We start from the raw sequence: 20,804 nt of genomic DNA, 5'->3' as shown, positions 1-20,804 counted from the left end.
AGTTATACGAGGACCAATTGGTTGTACGGTAGATTTTAGGGACAGGCTTCTTCATCTGGAAATTATATTGCTAAAGAAACCTTCAAGAATAGCTTTGTGCAACAAAGCCATAGGTCTATATATTCTCTTGACCACTTTTAGAATTGGTGATAATTTAATCTATAAGGAAGTCATATACTATTTGGAATTTAAGAGATGTCTTGTCCAAATGAACAAAGATATGACAACCTGAATACACAGCTAACAACGAACGAAACGTTTTATATTGTTTTTAAAAATGTTCAAGGTTGTAGAAAAGCCCGTTAATCGGGCTTTTTTAATGTTTATTGATTTTATTTTAAATTTTCAATATAAATTAAATGTTTAGAAAACTATCAAAAATGATATGGAGTGAGTGTGGTAGCTTTCATCGTTTTTGCTTTAATCTTTGGATTTACAATTTATATGATCAAGAAGGTGGGGAAAAGTTCAGATTCGGGTGCTTATGATTCATCTTCAAGCTATGATCACCATTCGTCCCATGGTTGCTCAAGTCGTGATAGTGGATCTGATTCTAGCGGATGCGATAGTGGTGGTGGGGATTAATCAAAAATGCTTCGCCACCATGATGATGACGAAGCATTTTGTTTGAGTTAAGGTAAGTCAAACCAGATCATTTGGCTGTCTTGTAATGCAGTAATTGTTGCAGTCTCATCAAACAGTAAAGCATCTCCTGCTTTTACTAAATGTTCCGCAATCATCACTTCACCTGAAATTACATGCACATAGTTTACTTTTTTCTGTGCTGTAATCTCTAAATGTTGATCTTTCTCAATCACTGCTGTTTTCACTTCGGCATTTTGACGAATCGACATTGGTGCAGATTCATCGCCAGCAATCAAGTGCCATTGATTAGGGTGATCTTTCGGGTTGAGCTGAATTTGCTGATAAGTTGGTTCCGCATCTTGTACATTAGGTTGAATCCAAATCTGTAATAGATGCACCGCTTTATCGTGCTTGTTCATTTCACTATGAGTTACCCCTGTACCAGCACTCATCAACTGCCATTCACCTGCATTAATTTGCCCTTCATTTCCCATACTATCTTTATGAGAAATTGTGCCATCGAGTACACAGGTTAAAATTTCCATGTTGTCATGGGGATGAGTACCGAAACCATTGTGAGCAGCAACTGTATCGTCATTGATCACGCGGAGTGCGCTTACACCCATATATTTGGGGTTGTACCAGCTACCAAAAGAAAAGCTATGATAGGTGTCTAACCAACCTGCTTTGACATGCCCGCGATTTTCACTACGATGTAGATAAGCATTCATCTTTCATCTCCCAATTATTATGTTTCGCTTGATCGTTATATTATCGATTCATAATGATGATAAATAGTCTTTAATTGCGACATATTGTTCTATAAATGAAATGATTAAATGTTTTGTGTTTTTTGAATGAAATAAAAAGGGCTGAATAAAAATATTCAGCCCTTTTTAGTGAGATAAATTTAATTATCAATCACTTATTTTGTTTTATTTTCCAATTGAGGAATTGCAGAACCTTGACCAACTGCGAGCAAACCAGTTTCGGTATAAATACCGAGTTTTGCACGCGTATCCGTAATATCAAGGTTACGCATAGTTAACTGACCAATACGATCCATCGGTGTAAACATTGAGTCACCTTTCTCCATTGTTAAACGCTCAGCTTCATAGGTGAGGTTAGGAGATTCAGTATTCATGATGGTGTAGTCATTACCACGGCGTAATTCTAGAGTCACAGTACCAGTGATTGCTTTAGCAACCCAACGCTGTGATGTTTCACGCAGCATCAGTGCTTGTGAATCGAACCAGCGACCTTGGTAAAGTAGGCGACCTAAACGTAAACCGTTGATACGATATTGTTCAATCGTATCTTCATTATGAATACCTGTTACTAAACGCTCATATGCAATGTGCAATAAAGCCATACCAGGAGCTTCATAGATACCGCGAGACTTAGCTTCAATGATACGGTTTTCGATTTGGTCAGACATACCAAGACCATGACGACCACCGATACGGTTAGCTTCTAAGATAAGCTCAACTGGGTCTTCAATACGTTGACCGTTTAATGCAACAGGGAAGCCTTCTTCAAAAGTAATTGATACTTCTTCAGCAGCAATTTGTACATCATCTTTCCAGAACGCAACGCCCATGATTGGATCAACGATTTTGATACCTGCATTTAGGTATTCTAAATCTTTAGCTTCATGTGTAGCACCCAACATATTTGAGTCAGTTGAGTAAGCTTTTTCTTTTGACATTTTATAGTCAAAACCGTTGTCGATTAGGAATTGAGACATTTCCGCACGACCGCCTAGCTCATCAATAAACTGTTGGTCTAACCAAGGCTTATAGATTTTAAGAGCAGGGTTGGTCAATAAACCGTAACGATAGAAACGTTCAATATCGTTACCTTTATAAGTTGAACCATCACCCCAGATGTTTACATCATCTTCTTTCATCGCTGTTACAAGCATCGTACCTGTTACTGCGCGACCTAAAGGTGTTGTGTTGAAATAAGGAACACCACCTGTGCTGATATGGAATGCACCACATTGAATTGCAGCAATACCTTCAAGAGCAAGCTGTAAGCGACAATCGATTAATCGAGCTTTGACTGCACCGTATTGCTCAGCTTTCTTTGGAATCGCATCATAGTCATCTTCATCAGGCTGACCCAAGTTTGCAGTATAAGCATAAGGCTCTGCGCCTTTTTGTTTCATCCACAATAGAGCTGCTGAAGTGTCTAAACCACCAGAGAAGGCAATCCCAACTTTTTTACCTACTGGTACATGCTGCAAGATCGTTGCATTATCAGTCATTGCTAGTCCTAACTATTTCGAAATAGGCACCCTAATTACTTCGGTGACCAAAGAGAATTTATTCGCTCAATACTATATCACTTTTCAAAACGATTTTTTTTGTGTTCAGAGTGGAATTCTTGATTTTTAATTTGAAAAATAGATTAACATCAGAAAAATATAAAGTTTTACGATAAGTGAAGTTATCTGAATAAGATGATAAAAAGGTAGATAAAAGTGTTAAACCATCAAAATCAAATTCTTTCTACGTTGCATAAAATGGCAGCAATTGTTGTAATTACGCTTTTTATCTATAAAGCTGTTTATCGATTCTATGTGGATATTCCTCAATATTCTGTTGGGAGTTTTCTGGGGGTATGCGCCTTAATTTTTGCTCATTTTATCTGTGCCAAAAGTGTGAAAACAGGGAGTACAAGCAGCCGTTTTGGATCAATCTTTATGACTGTATTTATGCTCAATAATTTTCCAATTGGAACTGTTATTGCAGTAATGATGCTGTTTTTCTCTTTATTTAAATGGGAAAAAGATTCAACTTTTAAATTACCAATTGAACTTCAAAAAAGTTAAACCTTTCATTTAAAATTCGCTCAGAGTGAATCATTTAAGCCAATAAATTGTTTTTCAATTGGAGTAAAAACATGATCATTACGTGCGATGAGATATAAACCTATATCTCGATATTGTTCTGGAACTTCACGATAAAATTGAATGTTGTATTTTGAGATCAATGATTTAGCAATCATCGAGATTCCCATACCAAGTTGGGTAAAATGAATCAGTGCCTCATGATCATAGATATGCGTTAATTCACCTTTTGTTAAATTATAGTCTGTGTACAAATGATCAAGCGTTGTTGCATAACAACATTCTTCTGAAGCCAGCAAAATGTTTTGATGATTTAAACATTCTTCTAAATTTTCGTGATTAATCATGTTTTTACCAATAATCACTAATTGATCATCAGCTTTTTGAATGTACTGTAAGCCTTTATGTTTTGGATGCCCGAGTGCATAAGCAATATCGAGATTGCCTCGTAAAATTTCTTCTTCGATATAGCCCGTTGAGCCTGTTTTCATTGTTAAGGATAGGTCGGGATAGGCTTCATAAAGTTGGCTAAAAGATGGATAGAAACGCATACCACCCAAGCTCGTATTAGTACCAAAACGTAAGACACTTTCTTGTTGATAAATTTTATTTTCAGTTTCTTCCCATGTGAACATCATTTTTTTATATTGAGCATATAAATTCATGCCTGATTCAGTGAGTTCTACACCTTTGGGTTTACGAATAAAGAGCTGACGTTTGTAGTGATTTTCAATTTTTTTGATTTTAGCTGTCATATTTGACTGTAAATAGTTGAGCTTATTTGCCGCTGCAGTGATACTTTTTAGTTCAGCAACAGTGATAAATGATCTGATATCGTTAATATCAATATTCACATTCAATCCTCGATATTTATGTCTATGACTAAGCTAGGAATGCCTTTAAGGTATTTCTAGTTAGTTGGTATCAAAAAAAATGATGCATATATTAAAACATAGCATTATTCATGATGTCATTTGTTTTATACAATGATTTCACTTCCCATCTGTTGAGTACAGCACGTGAATATTCGAGTGATGAGTGCAATCGCGCTATTATGTTTGGTTTGGGGATCTTTATGGGGACTTGTAAAACATAGTCTGCAAGTATTTCCACCATTTTTATTTATTTCTACACGGCTGATTTTGGCTGCAATCACCTTGATGGTTGTGCAGCGAGTCATTAAAAAATCAATCATGCCGAAACGAGAAGAATGGAAGCAGCTCATCATTTTAAGTGGCTTAATTTGCTTTGGTTTCTATGCAACTCAGACTTTTGCAATGCAATTTGTTGATTCAGGATTGTCGGCAGTTTTAGTATTTACGATGCCAATTTTTATTGGTGTTCTAGCGCATTATTTTTTAAATGAGAGATTAAATAAACAGAAAATACTTGGACTCATTTTGGGTACGTTGGGATTAATCGCAATTCTTTGGCCTCAGCTACATGATTTACATATGAATGTTTCATTACTTGGACAAGTACTGCTTATAGGTTCTGGTTTCTTCTGGGCGATGTCGACAGTTTATATCAAAAAGAATTTTGCCAGTTATGACAAAATCAAATTGACCATTTGGCAGTTATTGTTGGGTGGGAGCATCATGTTGATTGGTGCACTCATGTTTGAGCCTATTGATGCACAAGTTTGGTTAAATCCACTCAATGAATCTGTGCTCTTTTATATTTCGGTGATTGGGACAGGATTTGCTTTTGTACTTTGGAATTGGATCGTCAGTCAGGTTGATACCTTTATCGCTTCAATATCAATCATGTGTATTCCAATTTTGAGCCTATTTTTTGGTTATTTGATTTGGCATGAGCCTTTGACATTCAATATTTTAATTGGTGCAGCATTTATCTGTTCAGGAATTGTGATGAGTTCTTTGAAAATAAAATCACAACGCCGTCACTTAGCGTATTCAAGTGGTGAACAAAGTTAAGAGATTTAATTTTATCAGTTATAAACTTTATAGACTTTTTTACTAGCATTCTTTAAAAGATAAAGAAATTGTAAATAATCATATAAAAGAAGTCAGAATGTCAGTCATGTTTTGCATGGCTGACTTTTTTTATTTTTAAACGTAACGTTGCTGATCTGCAACTTAGACTGGAATTCGTCGAATTTACATGCAAAATTGACATTTTCAACACCGAAAAGTTTTTTATCAGTCATCCCAAATGAGTAAAAAAGTATTAAAGTACTATGCAACAAGTTGCAAAGCCAAAAATATAGAAGGAATACCATGACTAGCTATGCAAATATCTTAAAACCATTACATTTGGGTTTTACTACTATTAAAAACCGTGTCGTAATGGGCTCTATGCACTCCGGTTTAGAAGATCGTTTTTATAATTACCCAAAACTTGCAGCATATTTTGGTGAGCGAGCTAAGGGTGGTGTTGGTCTAATTATTACTGGTGGTATTTCTCCGAACCGTCAAGGTTGGTTACTACCTGCTGGCGGAACGATGAATAGCTTAGCGGATATTCCGCATCATAGGCTTGTGACGCATGCTGTACATAAGCATGGCGCAAAAATTTTGATGCAAATTTTGCATTCTGGTCGTTATGGTTATCATCCTTTCTCTGTTTCGTCATCTCCGATTCAAGCACCAATTAACCCATTCAAACCGAGACAAATGTCAGACTCTCAGATTTTGGCAACGATTGAGGACTATGCACGTTGTTCTAGCTTGGCGAAAAAAGCGGGTTATGATGGTATCGAAATTATGGGGTCTGAGGGTTATTTAATTAATCAATTCCTCAGTAACCATGTTAATAAGCGTACTGATCGTTGGGGCGGTGATATTGAAAACCGTATGCGTTTTCCTGTTGAAATCGTAAAAGCAATTCGTGCCAAAGTTGGAGAGAAATTCATTATTTGCTTCCGTTTATCGATGCTCGATCTGGTGCATGATGGTAATACAATGCAAGAGGTAATTGCTGTTGCTAAAGCATTAGAAAAAGCAGGAATCACATTATTGAATACGGGAATTGGCTGGCATGAAGCGCGTGTTCCAACCATCGTAACGTCTGTTCCTCGTGCAGCATTTGTTGATTATACCGCCGTGGTAAAACAGCATGTTTCTGTACCAGTGATTGCATCGAATCGTATTAATATGCCAGATGTCGCTGAGCAAATTGTTGCTTCAGGTCAGGCTGATATGGTGCAAATGGCGCGTCCATTCCTTGCTGATCCGTATTGGGTAAATAAAACTGCGACCAATCGTGTTGATGAAATTAATACTTGTATCGCATGTAACCAAGCATGTTTGGATCATGCATTTAAAAATCAACGTGTAAGCTGTTTAGTCAATCCACAGGCATGTTTTGAGACGGAATTGGTTTATATCAAAACTAAGAAACCAAAGCGTGTTGCTGTTGTTGGTGGTGGTGTTGCTGGGATGTCCGCTGCAACTGTTGCGGCAAGTCGTGGTCATGCAGTGACATTATTCGAAGCAAATAATGATGTTGGTGGACAATTCAATTTAGCGAAAGTCGTTCCTGGTAAAGAAGAGTTTCATGAAACTATTCGTTATTTCAAGGTTCAGCTTAAGCAAACAGGTGTGGATGTTCGGTTGAATACGAAAGTAAGCCGTGAGCAACTTGAACGAGAAGGCTTTGATGAAGTTATTGTAGCAACGGGTGTTGTTCCTCGTGCTTTAAAAATCCAAGGAAGTACAGCTCCGCAAGTATTGTCATATGCTGAAGTATTACGTGGTGCGCCAGTAGGTCATAATGTTGCTGTAATTGGAGCTGGAGGTATTGGATTTGACGTTTCTGAGTTCTTATTAAAACCACCACATCAGCCTCAACCGCAACCTTTAGCTGAGTGGCAGCGTGAATGGGGAGTTGATCCAAGTCCAAATTATATTTCTGAAGGTGGTATGCAACGCCCAGAAGTGGAAAGACCAGTTCGCCAAATCTACCTATTGCAACGTAAAACAACACCACTTGGTATTGGGTTGGGTAAAACATCGGGTTGGGTACATCGTGCACAATTGAAAAAGCATGCAGTGCGCATGTTACGTGGCGTGCAATATAAGGCAGTGACTGATGAAGGTTTATGGATTGAGCATAATGGACACGACCAATTATTGCGTGTTGATACGATTGTTGTTTGTGCTGGTCAGGAATCTGTTAAAGATTTAATGCCTAAAGATGGTGAAAACACGATTGCAAATTATCATATTATTGGTGGTGCAAAGCTCGCTGCTGAGTTAGATGCGAAACGTGCAATTCGTGATGGCGCTGAATTAGCAGCTAAACTTTAAGAATTGATGAAACAATATGCATTTGAATACATTGCAGTTAAATTTTTCTTGAATAAAGGAAACAAGCTTTGTATTCTTACGCACATGGAAGCGTGGCAGAGCGGTTTAATGCACCGGTCTTGAAAACCGACGAGGGTGTGAGTCCTCCGTGAGTTCGAATCTCACCGCTTCCGCCAAATATCTAAATAAGCCCATGTTTTTACATGGGCTTTTTTAAAATTCTAAATTTCCTATATGTAATGTGTTAAGGCAAATGGAAGAGTGAAAAAGCAATTCATTTTTACCTATGCATAAAGAATTGATCAAATCATTTTTAAGCTTTAATTCTTTTTTGTCATCTACACTCAACTGATAGATTCTATTAAATTCTATAAAGATTCATGTATGGAAAATACTTTCCACTAGTGCAGATATTTTCCTTAAGTAAAAGTAATTCAGCTAACGTGAATCAATACTTAATGTTGAACAGTTTTGTCTATTAATTCTATGAAAAAGCATTTTAGTAATCTAATCAATAAATTTAACGTACACTTAAGCTAAATATTTAGGGTGTAAAGGATAGTCATAATTGGGAGAGCTAAACTGAGAGTACAAAGTTAAACACTTAATTATTGAATAAAAATTAAAAAACGTGACTTAAATCACATTTATCTTTTTGTTTTCTATAAGAATTAAAAAATTATATAGACAATTCTGTATGAAAAAAAAGCAAAACAATAGTAATATGCTTATTATGAAAAGCTTAAAACAAACTTAAAAATGCACATTCATTTTACCATTGAAGATGATCAAAAAAATATCGGGGAAGGACCAATTCAGGTTGGCTGGTTTTTAATAGAGGATAAGGCATCCATTCTATATGAACCACCTTATCGAATGCGTTCGCAGTCAGAAACCAATCATGCCAAGTCAGCAAGCCGTTGCCCCGCAGTATTACAGTTGGAAAGTCGCTATTTCGCGGTGAATTGTCCATTTGATTTTCACCTGCGTTTTGCAAGGGATGCACAGGGCAAGCCGACTTTAGTTAATGTGTTGGGTGATCAGTCGCCTGTACGTGCCAATAAATTGCGAGAGCTGCTCACACTCGTTAATGAAAATGAATGGCGTATGCCTCGAGTCCCAATCTTACAACTGAAACTTCCGTATTGCTTTATTGCAGATGAAGTGGTGTATCTCACTCAACTGGATGCTTTTGGGCATTACCGCAAGAATCCGCTACCAGGCACGATCTTTGGTGGGCGTTTTCCAATTCACATTTGGCCTCGACCACTCATGTGGGCATTTGAATGGCATGACACTTCTAAAGATTTAATTCTAAAACGGGGTGAACCTTTATTTTATTGTCAGTTTGATGGTTATGATCCATCACGCACAATAAAACTCCTTCAAGCTGAGAAAACGCCTGAACTTTTGCAATATATGGATCAAATTTCAGGTGTGGTGAATTATGTGAATCAAACTTTTAGTTTATTTAAAGAAGTGGAGAAAGTAAGACCTAATATTTTATTGTCTAAGAAATAATGGTGATTATATGAAAAAAATAATACTGATTATTTATTTTAGTTCATTACTTCTAACTGCATGTGAACAGAAGCAGAATAAAGAACCTGAATTTAAAAGACCTATGGGACCTTATGGGTTACCTTATAGAATAGGTAATTTAGGTGGTAAGGCAGTACTTTTAGGTGAGGAAGTGGGGTGGTTAGAATATGAGGACTCACCAGTATTAGTGCGTGAGCATCGTTATAAGGGCTATAAAGCACCACCCCGTGATTTTAATTCAGTGATTACTTCATTGGGTATACAAATGAAATATACCACAGGTATTGCATTGATTATCTATCGAGGTGCGCCGCAGGAAGCTTACCAGCAATATAAGGCAGAAATAAATTCACCTGATAATCAATGGGTCAGTATAGGTTTGAATGCAGGAATTCGTTATCACCCAGATCTAACAACCACATTTATTAATTCAACTTTAGATAATAAAATAAGAAGTAAAGAACATATGGAAAATGTTAAGTATATCAATATTTATATTCCTATAGGTAAACAAGAGTTTGGCTTGGAAAAATATGCTCCACATCCTGAATGGGTGAATTCCTCAGGTTATATAGAAACACAAGACATGTATATACAAAAAGATAGTACAGGGAAAATTATCACGCTGCTGGAGTGCAATAATTATATCAAGAAAGGGTTGTCTACCCCAAGATGCAAGATGCGTTGGAATCTTGAACCTTTTATGAAGGTTCAATTAGAGGCACGTTTTGCCAGAGTTCATTTAAAAGATTGGCAGTTAATTAGAAAAAATTCAGAAAAACTGATTAAGAGTTTTGCAGTAGATCCAAAAACATTACAACGAATCAATGATTAAACAGGGGAAATCATATGAGTACAAATCAAAATTTAACGACTGCACAAATCGAACAATATCAGCGATTGGTACAGGAACAAGGTATTAATGCTGTACCTGGTATCTATGCTGCCTTAAATAATATGGGCTTTGGCTATGCAGGTTGGGCGTATGGCGTATCGACAGGAGACTCTGTAACCGGAATGGGGGCGCTGGATTTTATGCAGGCGATGGCTTCTCATTTGGGAACAATAATTAGCCCTGAAAAAGTGGATCAAATACGAGTAGGGATGTTGAATGGGTATTTGAGTGCTTTATTAGAAAAAGCAGAAGCTAATGGGGGTTTTGTAAATGAGGAAATTGACTTTGAAATCATACGTGATTTTCATATTCAGGTTTTTAATAACAATGAGTTGAGCATTGATTATTGGACATTAGAAACGCCAATGAAGCTCATAGGAGAAATTTTTGGTTCAGATGTTGTTGATCAAACTTGGCTAGAGTTAACCGAAACCAATGGTACGGGTTTGGATGCTTTATTTAGTAGTCTTGGGTTGGTTACAATTGTTGAAGCAATTAGCCAAGGTATTATTTATTTGGATGAAAATGGTGATGTTGTAAGTAAAATAGAAATAGATAGGAATCCAGAATTAATACTAAGTGAAAATTTAACTAAAATTATAATCAGTCAAGATGATATTAATGCTGCAAATGAATGGGCTTCTAATGTTTCAACTTTTGATCCTCTTTGGAAATATTTTAATAAAGATATAGATGCTCAAACAATAGTTGGAGATCAAAATGAACTTGGTCAAAATGATTATATTTTACTTGTTAATCCTATAACGAATAGTGATAGAAAAAATATTGCCTTTGGCTTAGGTGGAAAAGATACAATTTATGGTGCAAGTGCACAAGACTATTTATTTGGCGGAATTGCTGATGATGAATTGTATGGAAAAGATGGGGCAGACTATCTTTATGGTGGGCTTGATAATGATAAGTTATATGGAGGAGTGGGAAAAGATCGTTTAGATGCTGCTTCAGGAAATGATATATTAGATGGAGGAGAAGATGATGATATCTTAGTCGATGAATCAGGTAATGATACCTATATTTTTAATGGGAACTTTGGACATGACACGATTTATGATGTAGATGGAACTGGTCAAATAAAAATAAATGGGATGGTATTAGAAGTTGGTGAAAAAATTAATAATAAGCTTTGGAAAAGTGCTGATGGACTATATATTATAGCTTTGGTTGAAGATTTTGATGGAGTTGTTATATCTAAAAAACTAGTTATTAGAAAAGAAGATGATAATAACAGTATAACCATAAAATATTTTGTTAATGGAGCATTAGGGCTTACTTTAGTAGATATAGAAGATGTAACCAACCCTCCTGAAGATACTGCTATTTATGCATTTGGAACAGATGGCAATAATATTATTTTCGATCAGCGCTATGTTGCTAGTTTTGCAGGAAATGATTTTATACATTCAACCAGTGAAGATGCTGTGATTATTGCTGGTGATGGTAATGACCTGATTTCCACAGGTGAGGGAGATGACATTATTTATGCGGGTGTAGCTACATCGAGTAATGATAAAAATATTATTATGTCAGGTGCTGGAAGTGATCAAGTATATGGTGGTACTGGTAGAGATATTATAATAACTTCTGCGTATTTAAATGTCACAAAGCAATCTATTTTAAATGATCTTGGAAATGCTAACTCTGGAACTACCGAACTAAATAAAGAATATAATATTTTAGACTTTAATTTTGGTGTTGATTTAGATGAAAATAATAGTTTTTCTTATTATATACAAAATAATCAAGGTCAAGTTACTGATCAAATTCTACCTATTTTTGATATGTTCTATACAGGAATAAATGGGAACATTTTTTTTAATAATATTATTGCAAGCTTAAACTATGGACATGGCTATTCAGGAAGTGACATTGCTTACGGTGGCTCAGGTGATGATATTATTTTAGGTTCATCAGATGCAGATTTCTTATATGGCGGTATAGGTGATGATGCTATTTATGGTATGGATGGCAATGATTACTTATATGGTGGTGACAATAAAGATACGATATATGGCGGTGATGGTAGTGATGAAATCACAGGAGGGGGCGGAGACGATAAACTTGTCGGTGGTTGGGAGCGAGATATCATTTATGGCGGGGACGGTGATGATACCATCCAAGCTGATTTACTTGATTTATCAGGTACGGAGGCTCCTCCAAGTTCTATAAACTACAATCGCTATGGAAATGACCTAATTTATGCAGGAGCTGGAAAAGACGAGATTTGGGGGAATTTAGGTAATGACGAAATTTATGGTGATGACGATGATGATGAAATTTATGGGGATCATCATGCTATAGCTGGAGATATACATGGTGATGATAAACTCTATGGTGGGAATGGGCAGGATAAGATTTGGGGAGATGGTGGAGAAGATACCATTCTCGGTGGAGATGGTGATGATAAACTTTCAGGCGATAATATTAGCTTGGATGGGCAATATCATCGCGGAGACATTATAGAAGGAGGTGCAGGTAATGATACTATTTGGGGACAAGGTGCAAACGATACTATTTTTGGTGGTGATGGTAATGATTCGATCTCAGGTGATGATTCTGGATTAGATGCACAATATCATGGCAATGATGAAATCTTTGGCGATGCAGGAGATGATTCAATTTGGGGGGATGGTGGAAGTGACAAAATATATGGTGGTGATGGCAAAGATTCATTATCTGGTGATAGTTCAACGCTAGAAGAGCAATTTCACGGTAATGATAAGTTGTATGGGGGGGCCGATGGTGATTCATTAAGAGGAAATGGTGGTGATGATGAGCTCTATGGTGGAGCGGATGATGATTTCTTATGGGGAGGTGCTGGAACAGATAAGCTGTATGGTGGTGACGGTAACGACTATATGCAGGGGGATGATAATAATACAAGTAGTCAAAATCATGGAGATGATATTCTTTATGGTGAGAGTGGGGATGATAATATTCATGGTGATGGCGGTTCAGATATTATATATGGTGGTGATGGAGATGATTCTTTAGTTGGTGATGTTATCGCTGATCGTACATTAGATGGAAATGATGAACTTTATGGTGGCAAAGGCAATGATGGCTTATCCGGGTACGATGGTAATGATACTTTAGATGGCGGGGCTGGTAATGATATTCTTTTTGGAGGGAAAGGTGACGATACTCTTATAAGCAATGAAGGGGATGATCAATTATCAGGCGGTGAAGGAGATGATATTTATCATATTCAGGTAAGAGATTCGGAAGTCAAAGTATTAGATAGTTCTGGAGAAAATCATTACTATTTGGAAGGTGATTTCAACTTATCAAAAATCAATATCTACTGGTATAACAATGCTGTTAGTCTCATTACCCCGACACCAAGCCAAGATCCGAATGCAGTTTTACCACAATTTAAATTGACTTTCTTTGATGATAGTGAAACCCAACCAACAACTGATGGTGGAATAATCACAGATGAGTACGGAAATAATATTACGGGTGGGTATGATCAATATCTTCATTTCAATCAGAGTGCATATAGTGCAACAACAACATTAAATATTCCTGATCAAACTGACTACGTCATTCATCTAGATACTTATTTAAAAGAGCGTGCAGGATTAAGCTACAATATTTGGAATGGAACTTGGCATGGTATTCAAGGTCCTTATTTAATTTTTACTAATAGTTATATTGAAAATGACAATTTAATTTATCAGAATTCTGATTTAGGTGATCTTGTCGATATTGAACAAATCAGAAACAATGTCACAACTTATGGACAATTCCAAGCAAATGAATACCACCTCTTAAGTGGTGATGATCAAGCAACAGGCTCAAATGTTGGAGATATTATTTACGGTGGGAATGGGGATGACACTATTAAAGCGCTTGGTGGTGCAGATCAGCTCTTTGGAGATGAAGGCGATGATCAGTTAGAGGGTGGGGATGGTGATGATTTAATAGATGGTGGTTCAGGCGATGATCGATTAACTGGTGGCACAGGAAATGATCAGTTAATAGGTGATCTCGGTAATGATGATTTATTTGGAGATGATGGTGATGACCACTTAGAGGGTCGCGATGGTGATGATCTTATTTATGGTGGTACTGGTAATGATCAATTAACAGGTGGTACAGGTAATGATCAGCTTTATGGTGGTGAAGGACTAGATATTTTAATAGGAGATAATGGAAATAACCTGCTTGACGGAGGGGATGGTGAAGATATATATGTATTCGATATGTTTAGTCAGCAAAACATTATTCATGATAGTGATGACAGCATATTGAAATTTAATGGTATAACTTCAAATGATATAACATTGGAAGTGACAGGAAATGATTTGAATATTCATTATAATGAAAGCTCTGTAGTCACTATTTCTAATTTTATATTGCAAAATAATGTGAAAGAAGTCCAGTTTAAAGACGTGGTTTGGACTAAAGATGAATTAAATGAAAAGATAACAATAATAAAATCTGGGAATAATGAAGATAATATTTTAGGTGGTTCAGAGTATTTTAATAATATTATACATGCTGGTGGAGGTGATGATTATTTATCAGGTGGTCAATTGATAAATCACCTATATGGTGGAGATGGTAATGATTCATTTCAAGTGAATTATATGTCTGATAAATCAGAATTTAACCTATTTGGTGGATTGGGGTATGACTCATACAATTTAAAAGTAGGTGCTAAAACTTGGGTTGATGATGAAGATCATTTAGGAATTATTAATGTTGATTCTCAGATCTATTTTACTTTGGTAGGTAATGTATTTATTCGTATTCCAAGCAGTAGTGATGCCGAATTTATAGCCACCAATGGGGGGCATACATATTACAAATATACATTGAATAATAGACCTTTGCTTCAAGCAACTTATGATTATAATTCTAAATCTTTTATCCTCATGAAAAATGATTTATTTGTTTTTGGATTAAAAAATATAAATGAAGTAACTGATCTGAATTTATTTGAAAATATGGATATTCGGATAGGGGGAGAGGATGTATATCATAACAATGGTATTTATAGCCATTATCAAGACACCACATTTAAATTATTGGATTTCATTTCATCGATTGATGAAATAAAATCTACTTATGATGATGGGGATAACGTAATTAGTGGTTTTGAAGATTCCAATAATGTGATTTATGCAGGAAATGGCGAAAATGTCATTTCAAGTTCGAATGGTAATGATACTATTTACTCTGGAAGTGGGGCGGATAGAATAGATGCTGGCGATGGGAATAATAAAATTGAAAGTGGGGATGGTAATGATGAAATAGCTGTAGGACAAGGCAATAATCAAGTAATAGCTGGTGCTGGAAATGATATTGTTCAAGCAGTAAGAGGAATGATATATGGTGGTGACGGTGATGACTATATATCTATAGAAGTTGGTCATGTTTATGGTGGAGATGGTAATGACATCATCTACGCTGGTAATTCTGGTGTTTATTTAGACGGGGGGGACGGCGCAGATCATCTGGTAGGCGGATTAGGTGATGATACATTTATTGTTGATGAATTTGATATTTATGAAGAAAATGACCCAAATGGTGGTTATGACACAATCCATATATCCAAAAGCTTTGATCTCGAATTAAACAACTTTGAAGCTGTTACCTTGCTAGGTGATCAAAATATAAATGCCTACGGTGATGAACAAAATAATATACTTATTGGCAATACTGGAAATAACTACCTTGATGGTCGAATTGGCGCTGATGAAATGTCAGGTGGTGCTGGTGATGATTATTATGTCGTTGATTTGACTGATAGCATTGCTAATGATGAATATGGAAATACTTATATCATTGAGGGTGATCAGGTTGTTGAAGATTTTGATGGTGGTATAGATACCATTGAACGCTGGCAAGATGCACGATTCATTGGTCAGGATGAAAATGGTAATCCATTACTTACAAACAAACATCGCTTATTAGATGATAATGTTGAAAATTTAATTTTAAAAGGAAATGCCAAAACAGCATTTGGTAATGATCTTAATAATATTATTATTGGCAATGTACAAGATAACTATATTGACGGTTTAGCTGGTGATGATACTTATATCTATACTAAAGGTGGAGGAGTTGATACTTTTATATTTAAGGATGATATCAATGCTTTTAATATTTTAAAAATCCAAGGTTATGATAAGAGTGAAGTTTATGCACAGCAACACGGTCAGAGTGTTTTATTAAGTTTTAAAAATAGTGAAGATAAAATATGGTTGTCCAATTATGCGGTATCAGATGATATTGATGAGTTTGGTGATGGAATTAGTTATCAATTTGATGAAATTATTTTTGATTCAGGTGAGGTATGGACAACAGATGATATTGATGCATTGGTTATGAGAGCGGAAAATAATCAAGCACCTGAGATTCAGCAATATCCACCAGTTTTGAATGTTAAGATTGATGAAATACTGGAATACACATTAAATAATATTATTGCTGACCCAGATACCGATGATGTGTTGACTTTTAGGTTAACCCTACAGACATTGGACGATAATGGTCAATATCATGATATTCCAGACTGGATTATATTTAACCCAGATACATTGATCATTACCGTAGCTCCTGGTGGAAATGTTGATATTGGTCAATTCAGCTTCTTTCTCTGGGCAACAGATTTATATGGACAAAGTCGAGGTGTTGGCATCGATATAAACATTCAGGCTTCAGCCAATACACCAATTGAAGGTACAATTTATGATACGCAGGAAAATGATACGCTGATTGGTGGAGAGGAAGACAATATATTCTTCTATACAGGTGGTCAAGATACTTTACAAGATGCTGGTGGCTTAGATATTTTGCGTTTTAGCAATCAAATTAATTTTAATGATGTGGCATCAGGTTTAATGAAATCAGGCAATGATTTGATCCTTAAAATCAATGGGGGTAGCAATCAAATTACCTTAAAAAATTATTTCCTTGCTGGCACACATTTGATTGAAACTATTGAATTTGAAACAGGTGGACAACTAACTGCTGAGCAAATCTTTGGTGCATTTGGTCTGACAATTCCAGTAGAAACATCCCCAACAGAACCAAATCCTGTAGGAGATACGACTTATAATTATAGCTCTGGTGAATTGACCATAACCGAACAGTCGGGCAATGATAAGGTCATCTTTAAAAATGACATTACTTTTAACCAAGTGGGTAACTATCTGACCAAATCAGGCGATGACTTGATCCTGAAAGTGAATGGTAGTAATACCAATAAAGTGACGGTGAAAAACTTCTTTCTGGCAGGTAATTATCTGGTTGAAAACTTTGAATTTGAGACGGGTGGTAATTTAACGGCAGAGCAAGTTTTTGGAGCGTTTGGTTTAACATTGCCATCTACAGGTGGCGGAAATCAGGGTTCCAGTGAGGTTGCAGGTGACACTGTATATAACTACACCACAGGTGCTTTAACCATTACTGAACATTCAGGCAATGACAAGGTCATCTTTACAAATGGTATTACCTTTAATCAGGTAGGAAGTTATTTGACCAAATCAGGTGATGACCTGATCCTGAAAGTGAATGGTAGCAACACCAATAAGGTCACGGTGAAAAATTTCTTCCTGGCAGGTCAGTATCTGGTTGAAACATTCCAGTTTGAGACTGGCGGGCAAATTACCGCTGAGCAGATTTTTGGGGCATTTGGCATCACCATGCCACAGCAAAGTGCGCCAGCAAACACACCACCTGAAAATACGGATTTAGATGCCTTTAACACCACCTATAACTATAGTTCAGGTGCCATGGTCATTGATGAAAAGCTGGGTACAGATCAGGTGGTGTTTGGCAATGGAATCACCTTTAGTCAGGTGGGGAACTATCTAACACAATCGGGTGACGACCTGATCCTTAAGGTGAGTGGTAGTGATAGCAACAAGGTTACCGTGAAAGACTTTTTCCTTGGTGGTGCACATGAAGTAGAATCTTTCAATTTTGAAACAGGAGGCAGTATTTCCTCACAGCAGATTTATCAGGTTTTTGGTGTGGATCGTCCTACCAATGCTGAAGATGAAGTCACCAGTATTGTAATGGGTGATTCAGGTGATAATGTCCTAAGTAGTGATGCGGCAGTGAGCGAATTATTTGTCTTAAATGAAGGTAATGATATTCTAAAGTTGTTGCTTAATGCTTCTGGTGAAACAGCTGTGGATTATGTGACAGATTTTGATATGATGGAAGATCAAGTTGATTTGTCTCAAGTACTTGATAGTAATGTAAATAGTTCTAATATTTCTGATTATATCGTGATTATTTATGATGCTAATACTAAAACCAATAATTTGAGTATTCGTGATCAACTAAATGAAACTTCAAAGGATCTTTTAGTATTCACTAATCAGGCAGAGCAGTTATCCATTGCTGATTTAATGTTGAATCAGTCCATCATTTATTAATATTTATTGAGTTGTAGGGTAGAGAGTTACCCTACAACTTTATAAACAATCAATTATGCTACCTAAGCACTCATCAAAGCTTTACGTTTTCAAGAAAGTTAGCAGCTTCAACCTCATCTGGTAGCTTATGAGCAAGTACATTTTCATAGAGTTCACGTGGGTAGTCAGTTAGTGTACCTAGAGCCATATCTGAAAATTATTGCGCTTAATGTACAATCACCAAATTATTGAAGAAAATTGAGTTCACTTAATAAAATAGCAGCAAATAAAGAATTGAATTTTTTGTAGTAAAAATCGTAGTAAAAAATTAAATATAAATTATTTTATATATACTTCTCAATAATATATGTGTTTAATTTGACTACCACCGCTTCCGCCAAATATCTAAATAAGCCCTTGTTTTTACAAGGGCTTATTTTTTTATATGTAGTTTTACCCCTCAACCTACCCCACATAAAAAGTTGGATGAGATGAAATTATTTAGCTATATTTCGGAGGAAGCAGGAAAGGGAAAGTTTAGAGGTAAAAATAGCTATCGCTATAACTTTGGGGAGTTCTTCAGGTAGTGAGCAAGTAAGGCAGATTTATAACGATGTGCAATAAACCAAATAACTTATGCAAATAAGCCCTTGTTTTTGCAAGGGCTTATTATATTAAAAAGCTGCTATACCCGTTTGAGCACGACCTAGAATTAACGCATGGACATCATGTGTTCCCTCATAAGTATTAACAACTTCAAGATTGACTAAATGACGGGCGATACCAAACTCATCGCTGATACCATTTCCACCCAGCATATCTCTTGCTAAACGAGCGATATCCAATGCTTTTCCACAGTTGTTTCTTTTAATCAGTGATGTAGCTTCAAGCGATGCGATACCTTCATCTTTCATTCGACCAAATCGAAGTGCAATTTGTAAACCGAGCGCAATTTCAGTTTGCATATCTGCTAGTTTCTTTTGAATAAGTTGATTGGCAGCAAGTGGTTTACCAAACTGTTTTCGATCAAGCGTGTACTGGCGAGCAGTATGCCAACAAAATTCAGCTGCGCCCATTGCACCCCATGCTATTCCATATCGTGCGCTGTTTAAGCAGGTGAAAGGACCTTTTAAGCCACGCACCTCAGGGAAAGCATTTTCTTCAGGAACAAAAACTTGATCCATGACAATCTCACCTGTGATAGATGCCCTTAAGCCAACTTTACCGTGAATTGCTGGAGCAGAAAGTCCTTGCCAACTTTTTTCTAAAATAAAGCCACGAATAGGACCGACATTACCCTCAGCACTAACTTCTTTCGCCCAAACTACAAAAACATCTGCAATAGGGCTGTTGGTAATCCACATTTTCGATCCACTTAAACGATAACCACCGTCTACTTTTTTGGCTCGAGTTACCATGCTGCCAGGGTCTGAACCATGATCAGGTTCTGTTAAGCCAAAACAACCAATCCACTCACCAGTTGCAAGCTTAGGTAAATATTTCTGCTTTTGTTGTTCTGTACCAAACTCATTAATTGGAACCATCACCAATGAGCTTTGCACACTTGCCATAGAACGATAGCCAGAATCTACGCGTTCGATTTCACGGGCAATTAATCCATAACTCACATAATTTAAGCCAGCTCCACCATACTGTTCAGGAATCGTTGGGCCGAGTAAACCTAATTCTCCCATTTCTCTAAAAATGTTGAGATCTGTTTTTTCATGGCGAAATTGATCAAGTACCCGTGGCATTAACTTGTCTTGGCAGAAAGCATGGGCAGTATCGCGGATCATACGTTCTTCTTCGTTGAGTTGTTGCTCAATTAAAAAAGGGTCATTCCAGTTAAACTCTACACGGCTCATTATTTATTCCTTGATGATTGTTCTTGCAAGTTCCTATCAATTTGTTTTTTAAGCTTAGCTCCCTTGGGAACTAAGCTTACCTAAAAAGTTAAAATCGAGAGTAGAAATACCTCAAAGTTGTTTGGGATTTGGAGTGATTGCATCTCCACCAAACTATCAATCTATGAGTTCGGGTATGAGAGACGGCTAAAGCTCCGCCAGACTATCCGAAGTCACATATTTGGATAGTTAGGACCACCACCGCCTTCAGGCGTTACCCAAGTGATATTTTGTGACGGATCTTTAATGTCACATGTCTTACAGTGAACACAGTTCGTAGCATTGATTTGGAAACGCTTAGAACCGTCATCATTTTCCATGATTTCATAAACACCAGCAGGGCAGTAGCGTTGAGCT

Annotated in this window: 12 protein-coding genes, 1 tRNA gene and 1 pseudogene; 8 read left to right on the top strand and 6 right to left on the bottom strand. The window is 36.6% G+C overall.

Annotated features, from left to right (window positions below; all coding sequences use genetic code 11):
• The first annotated feature begins 484 nt into the window (after nt 1–484).
• Nucleotides 485–631, top strand: a complete 147-nt coding sequence (locus tag ACT4_RS17365) for a hypothetical protein (protein WP_017196793.1) — start codon at nt 485–487, stop codon at nt 629–631.
• A 1-nt stretch (nt 632) separates the two neighbouring features.
• On the opposite strand, the gene ACT4_RS16045 is transcribed toward ACT4_RS17365, so the two are convergent.
• Nucleotides 633–1,316, bottom strand: coding sequence for a pirin family protein (locus ACT4_RS16045; RefSeq protein ID WP_007484032.1), 684 nt, complete (start codon nt 1,314–1,316; stop codon nt 633–635).
• A 194-nt stretch (nt 1,317–1,510) separates the two neighbouring features.
• On the bottom strand, nt 1,511–2,854 hold the full coding sequence (gene argG / locus ACT4_RS16040; RefSeq protein ID WP_004880480.1) for an argininosuccinate synthase: 1,344 nt from the start codon (nt 2,852–2,854) through the stop codon (nt 1,511–1,513).
• A 216-nt stretch (nt 2,855–3,070) separates the two neighbouring features.
• On the opposite strand from argG, the gene ACT4_RS16035 reads away from it, so the two are divergent.
• Entirely contained in the window at nt 3,071–3,421 is a 351-nt protein-coding gene (locus tag ACT4_RS16035) for a hypothetical protein (RefSeq protein ID WP_007484030.1), read from the top strand.
• 20 nt (nt 3,422–3,441) lie between these two features.
• Here the strand turns inward: ACT4_RS16035 and ACT4_RS16030 are convergent, their stop codons facing one another.
• Complete coding sequence (locus ACT4_RS16030) at nt 3,442–4,293, bottom strand: LysR family transcriptional regulator (RefSeq protein ID WP_007484028.1); 852 nt, start codon at nt 4,291–4,293, stop codon at nt 3,442–3,444.
• A 165-nt stretch (nt 4,294–4,458) separates the two neighbouring features.
• Here ACT4_RS16030 and ACT4_RS16025 point away from each other — a divergent pair, with 165 nt between their 5' ends.
• From ACT4_RS16025 to ACT4_RS17640, 6 genes are all read left to right on the top strand, one after another.
• Entirely contained in the window at nt 4,459–5,376 is a 918-nt protein-coding gene (locus tag ACT4_RS16025) for a DMT family transporter (RefSeq protein ID WP_007484026.1), read from the top strand.
• A 303-nt stretch (nt 5,377–5,679) separates the two neighbouring features.
• Nucleotides 5,680–7,710 (top strand): NADPH-dependent 2,4-dienoyl-CoA reductase, encoded by a 2,031-nt coding sequence (locus ACT4_RS16015; RefSeq protein ID WP_007484024.1) that lies wholly within the window; start codon nt 5,680–5,682, stop codon nt 7,708–7,710.
• A gap of 86 nt (nt 7,711–7,796) precedes the next feature.
• Nucleotides 7,797–7,886: transfer RNA gene (locus ACT4_RS16010), tRNA-Ser, on the top strand.
• Between the two features lie 583 nt (nt 7,887–8,469).
• Entirely contained in the window at nt 8,470–9,231 is a 762-nt protein-coding gene (locus ACT4_RS16005; RefSeq protein ID WP_007484022.1) for a hypothetical protein, read from the top strand.
• Between the two features lie 10 nt (nt 9,232–9,241).
• On the top strand, nt 9,242–10,087 hold the full coding sequence (locus tag ACT4_RS16000) for a hypothetical protein (RefSeq protein ID WP_007484020.1): 846 nt from the start codon (nt 9,242–9,244) through the stop codon (nt 10,085–10,087).
• A gap of 14 nt (nt 10,088–10,101) precedes the next feature.
• The gene (locus ACT4_RS17640) at nt 10,102–18,564 is read left to right on the top strand and encodes a calcium-binding protein (protein ID WP_007484019.1); all 8,463 of its coding nucleotides are present in this window, start codon (nt 10,102–10,104) and stop codon (nt 18,562–18,564) included.
• Nucleotides 18,565–18,664: 100 nt separating this feature from the next.
• Here the strand turns inward: ACT4_RS17640 and ACT4_RS17585 are convergent.
• The 3 genes and pseudogenes from ACT4_RS17585 to ACT4_RS15985 all read right to left on the bottom strand — a co-directional run.
• Nucleotides 18,665–18,733: pseudogene (locus ACT4_RS17585) on the bottom strand (integrase); the annotation flags it as partial.
• Nucleotides 18,734–19,217: 484 nt separating this feature from the next.
• Complete coding sequence (locus ACT4_RS15990) at nt 19,218–20,408, bottom strand: acyl-CoA dehydrogenase (protein ID WP_007484016.1); 1,191 nt, start codon at nt 20,406–20,408, stop codon at nt 19,218–19,220.
• Nucleotides 20,409–20,620: 212 nt separating this feature from the next.
• The coding region (locus ACT4_RS15985) for a 4Fe-4S dicluster domain-containing protein (RefSeq protein WP_007484015.1) at nt 20,621–20,804 on the bottom strand (184 nt) is incomplete at its 5' end.

Origin of the sequence: Acinetobacter sp. NBRC 100985, assembly GCF_000241225.1 — a bacterium.
In the GTDB taxonomy this organism is placed as follows: domain Bacteria; phylum Pseudomonadota; class Gammaproteobacteria; order Pseudomonadales; family Moraxellaceae; genus Acinetobacter; species Acinetobacter venetianus.
Note: the sequence above shows the minus strand (reverse complement) of the source record. Positions and strands in the feature narration are given on the sequence as shown.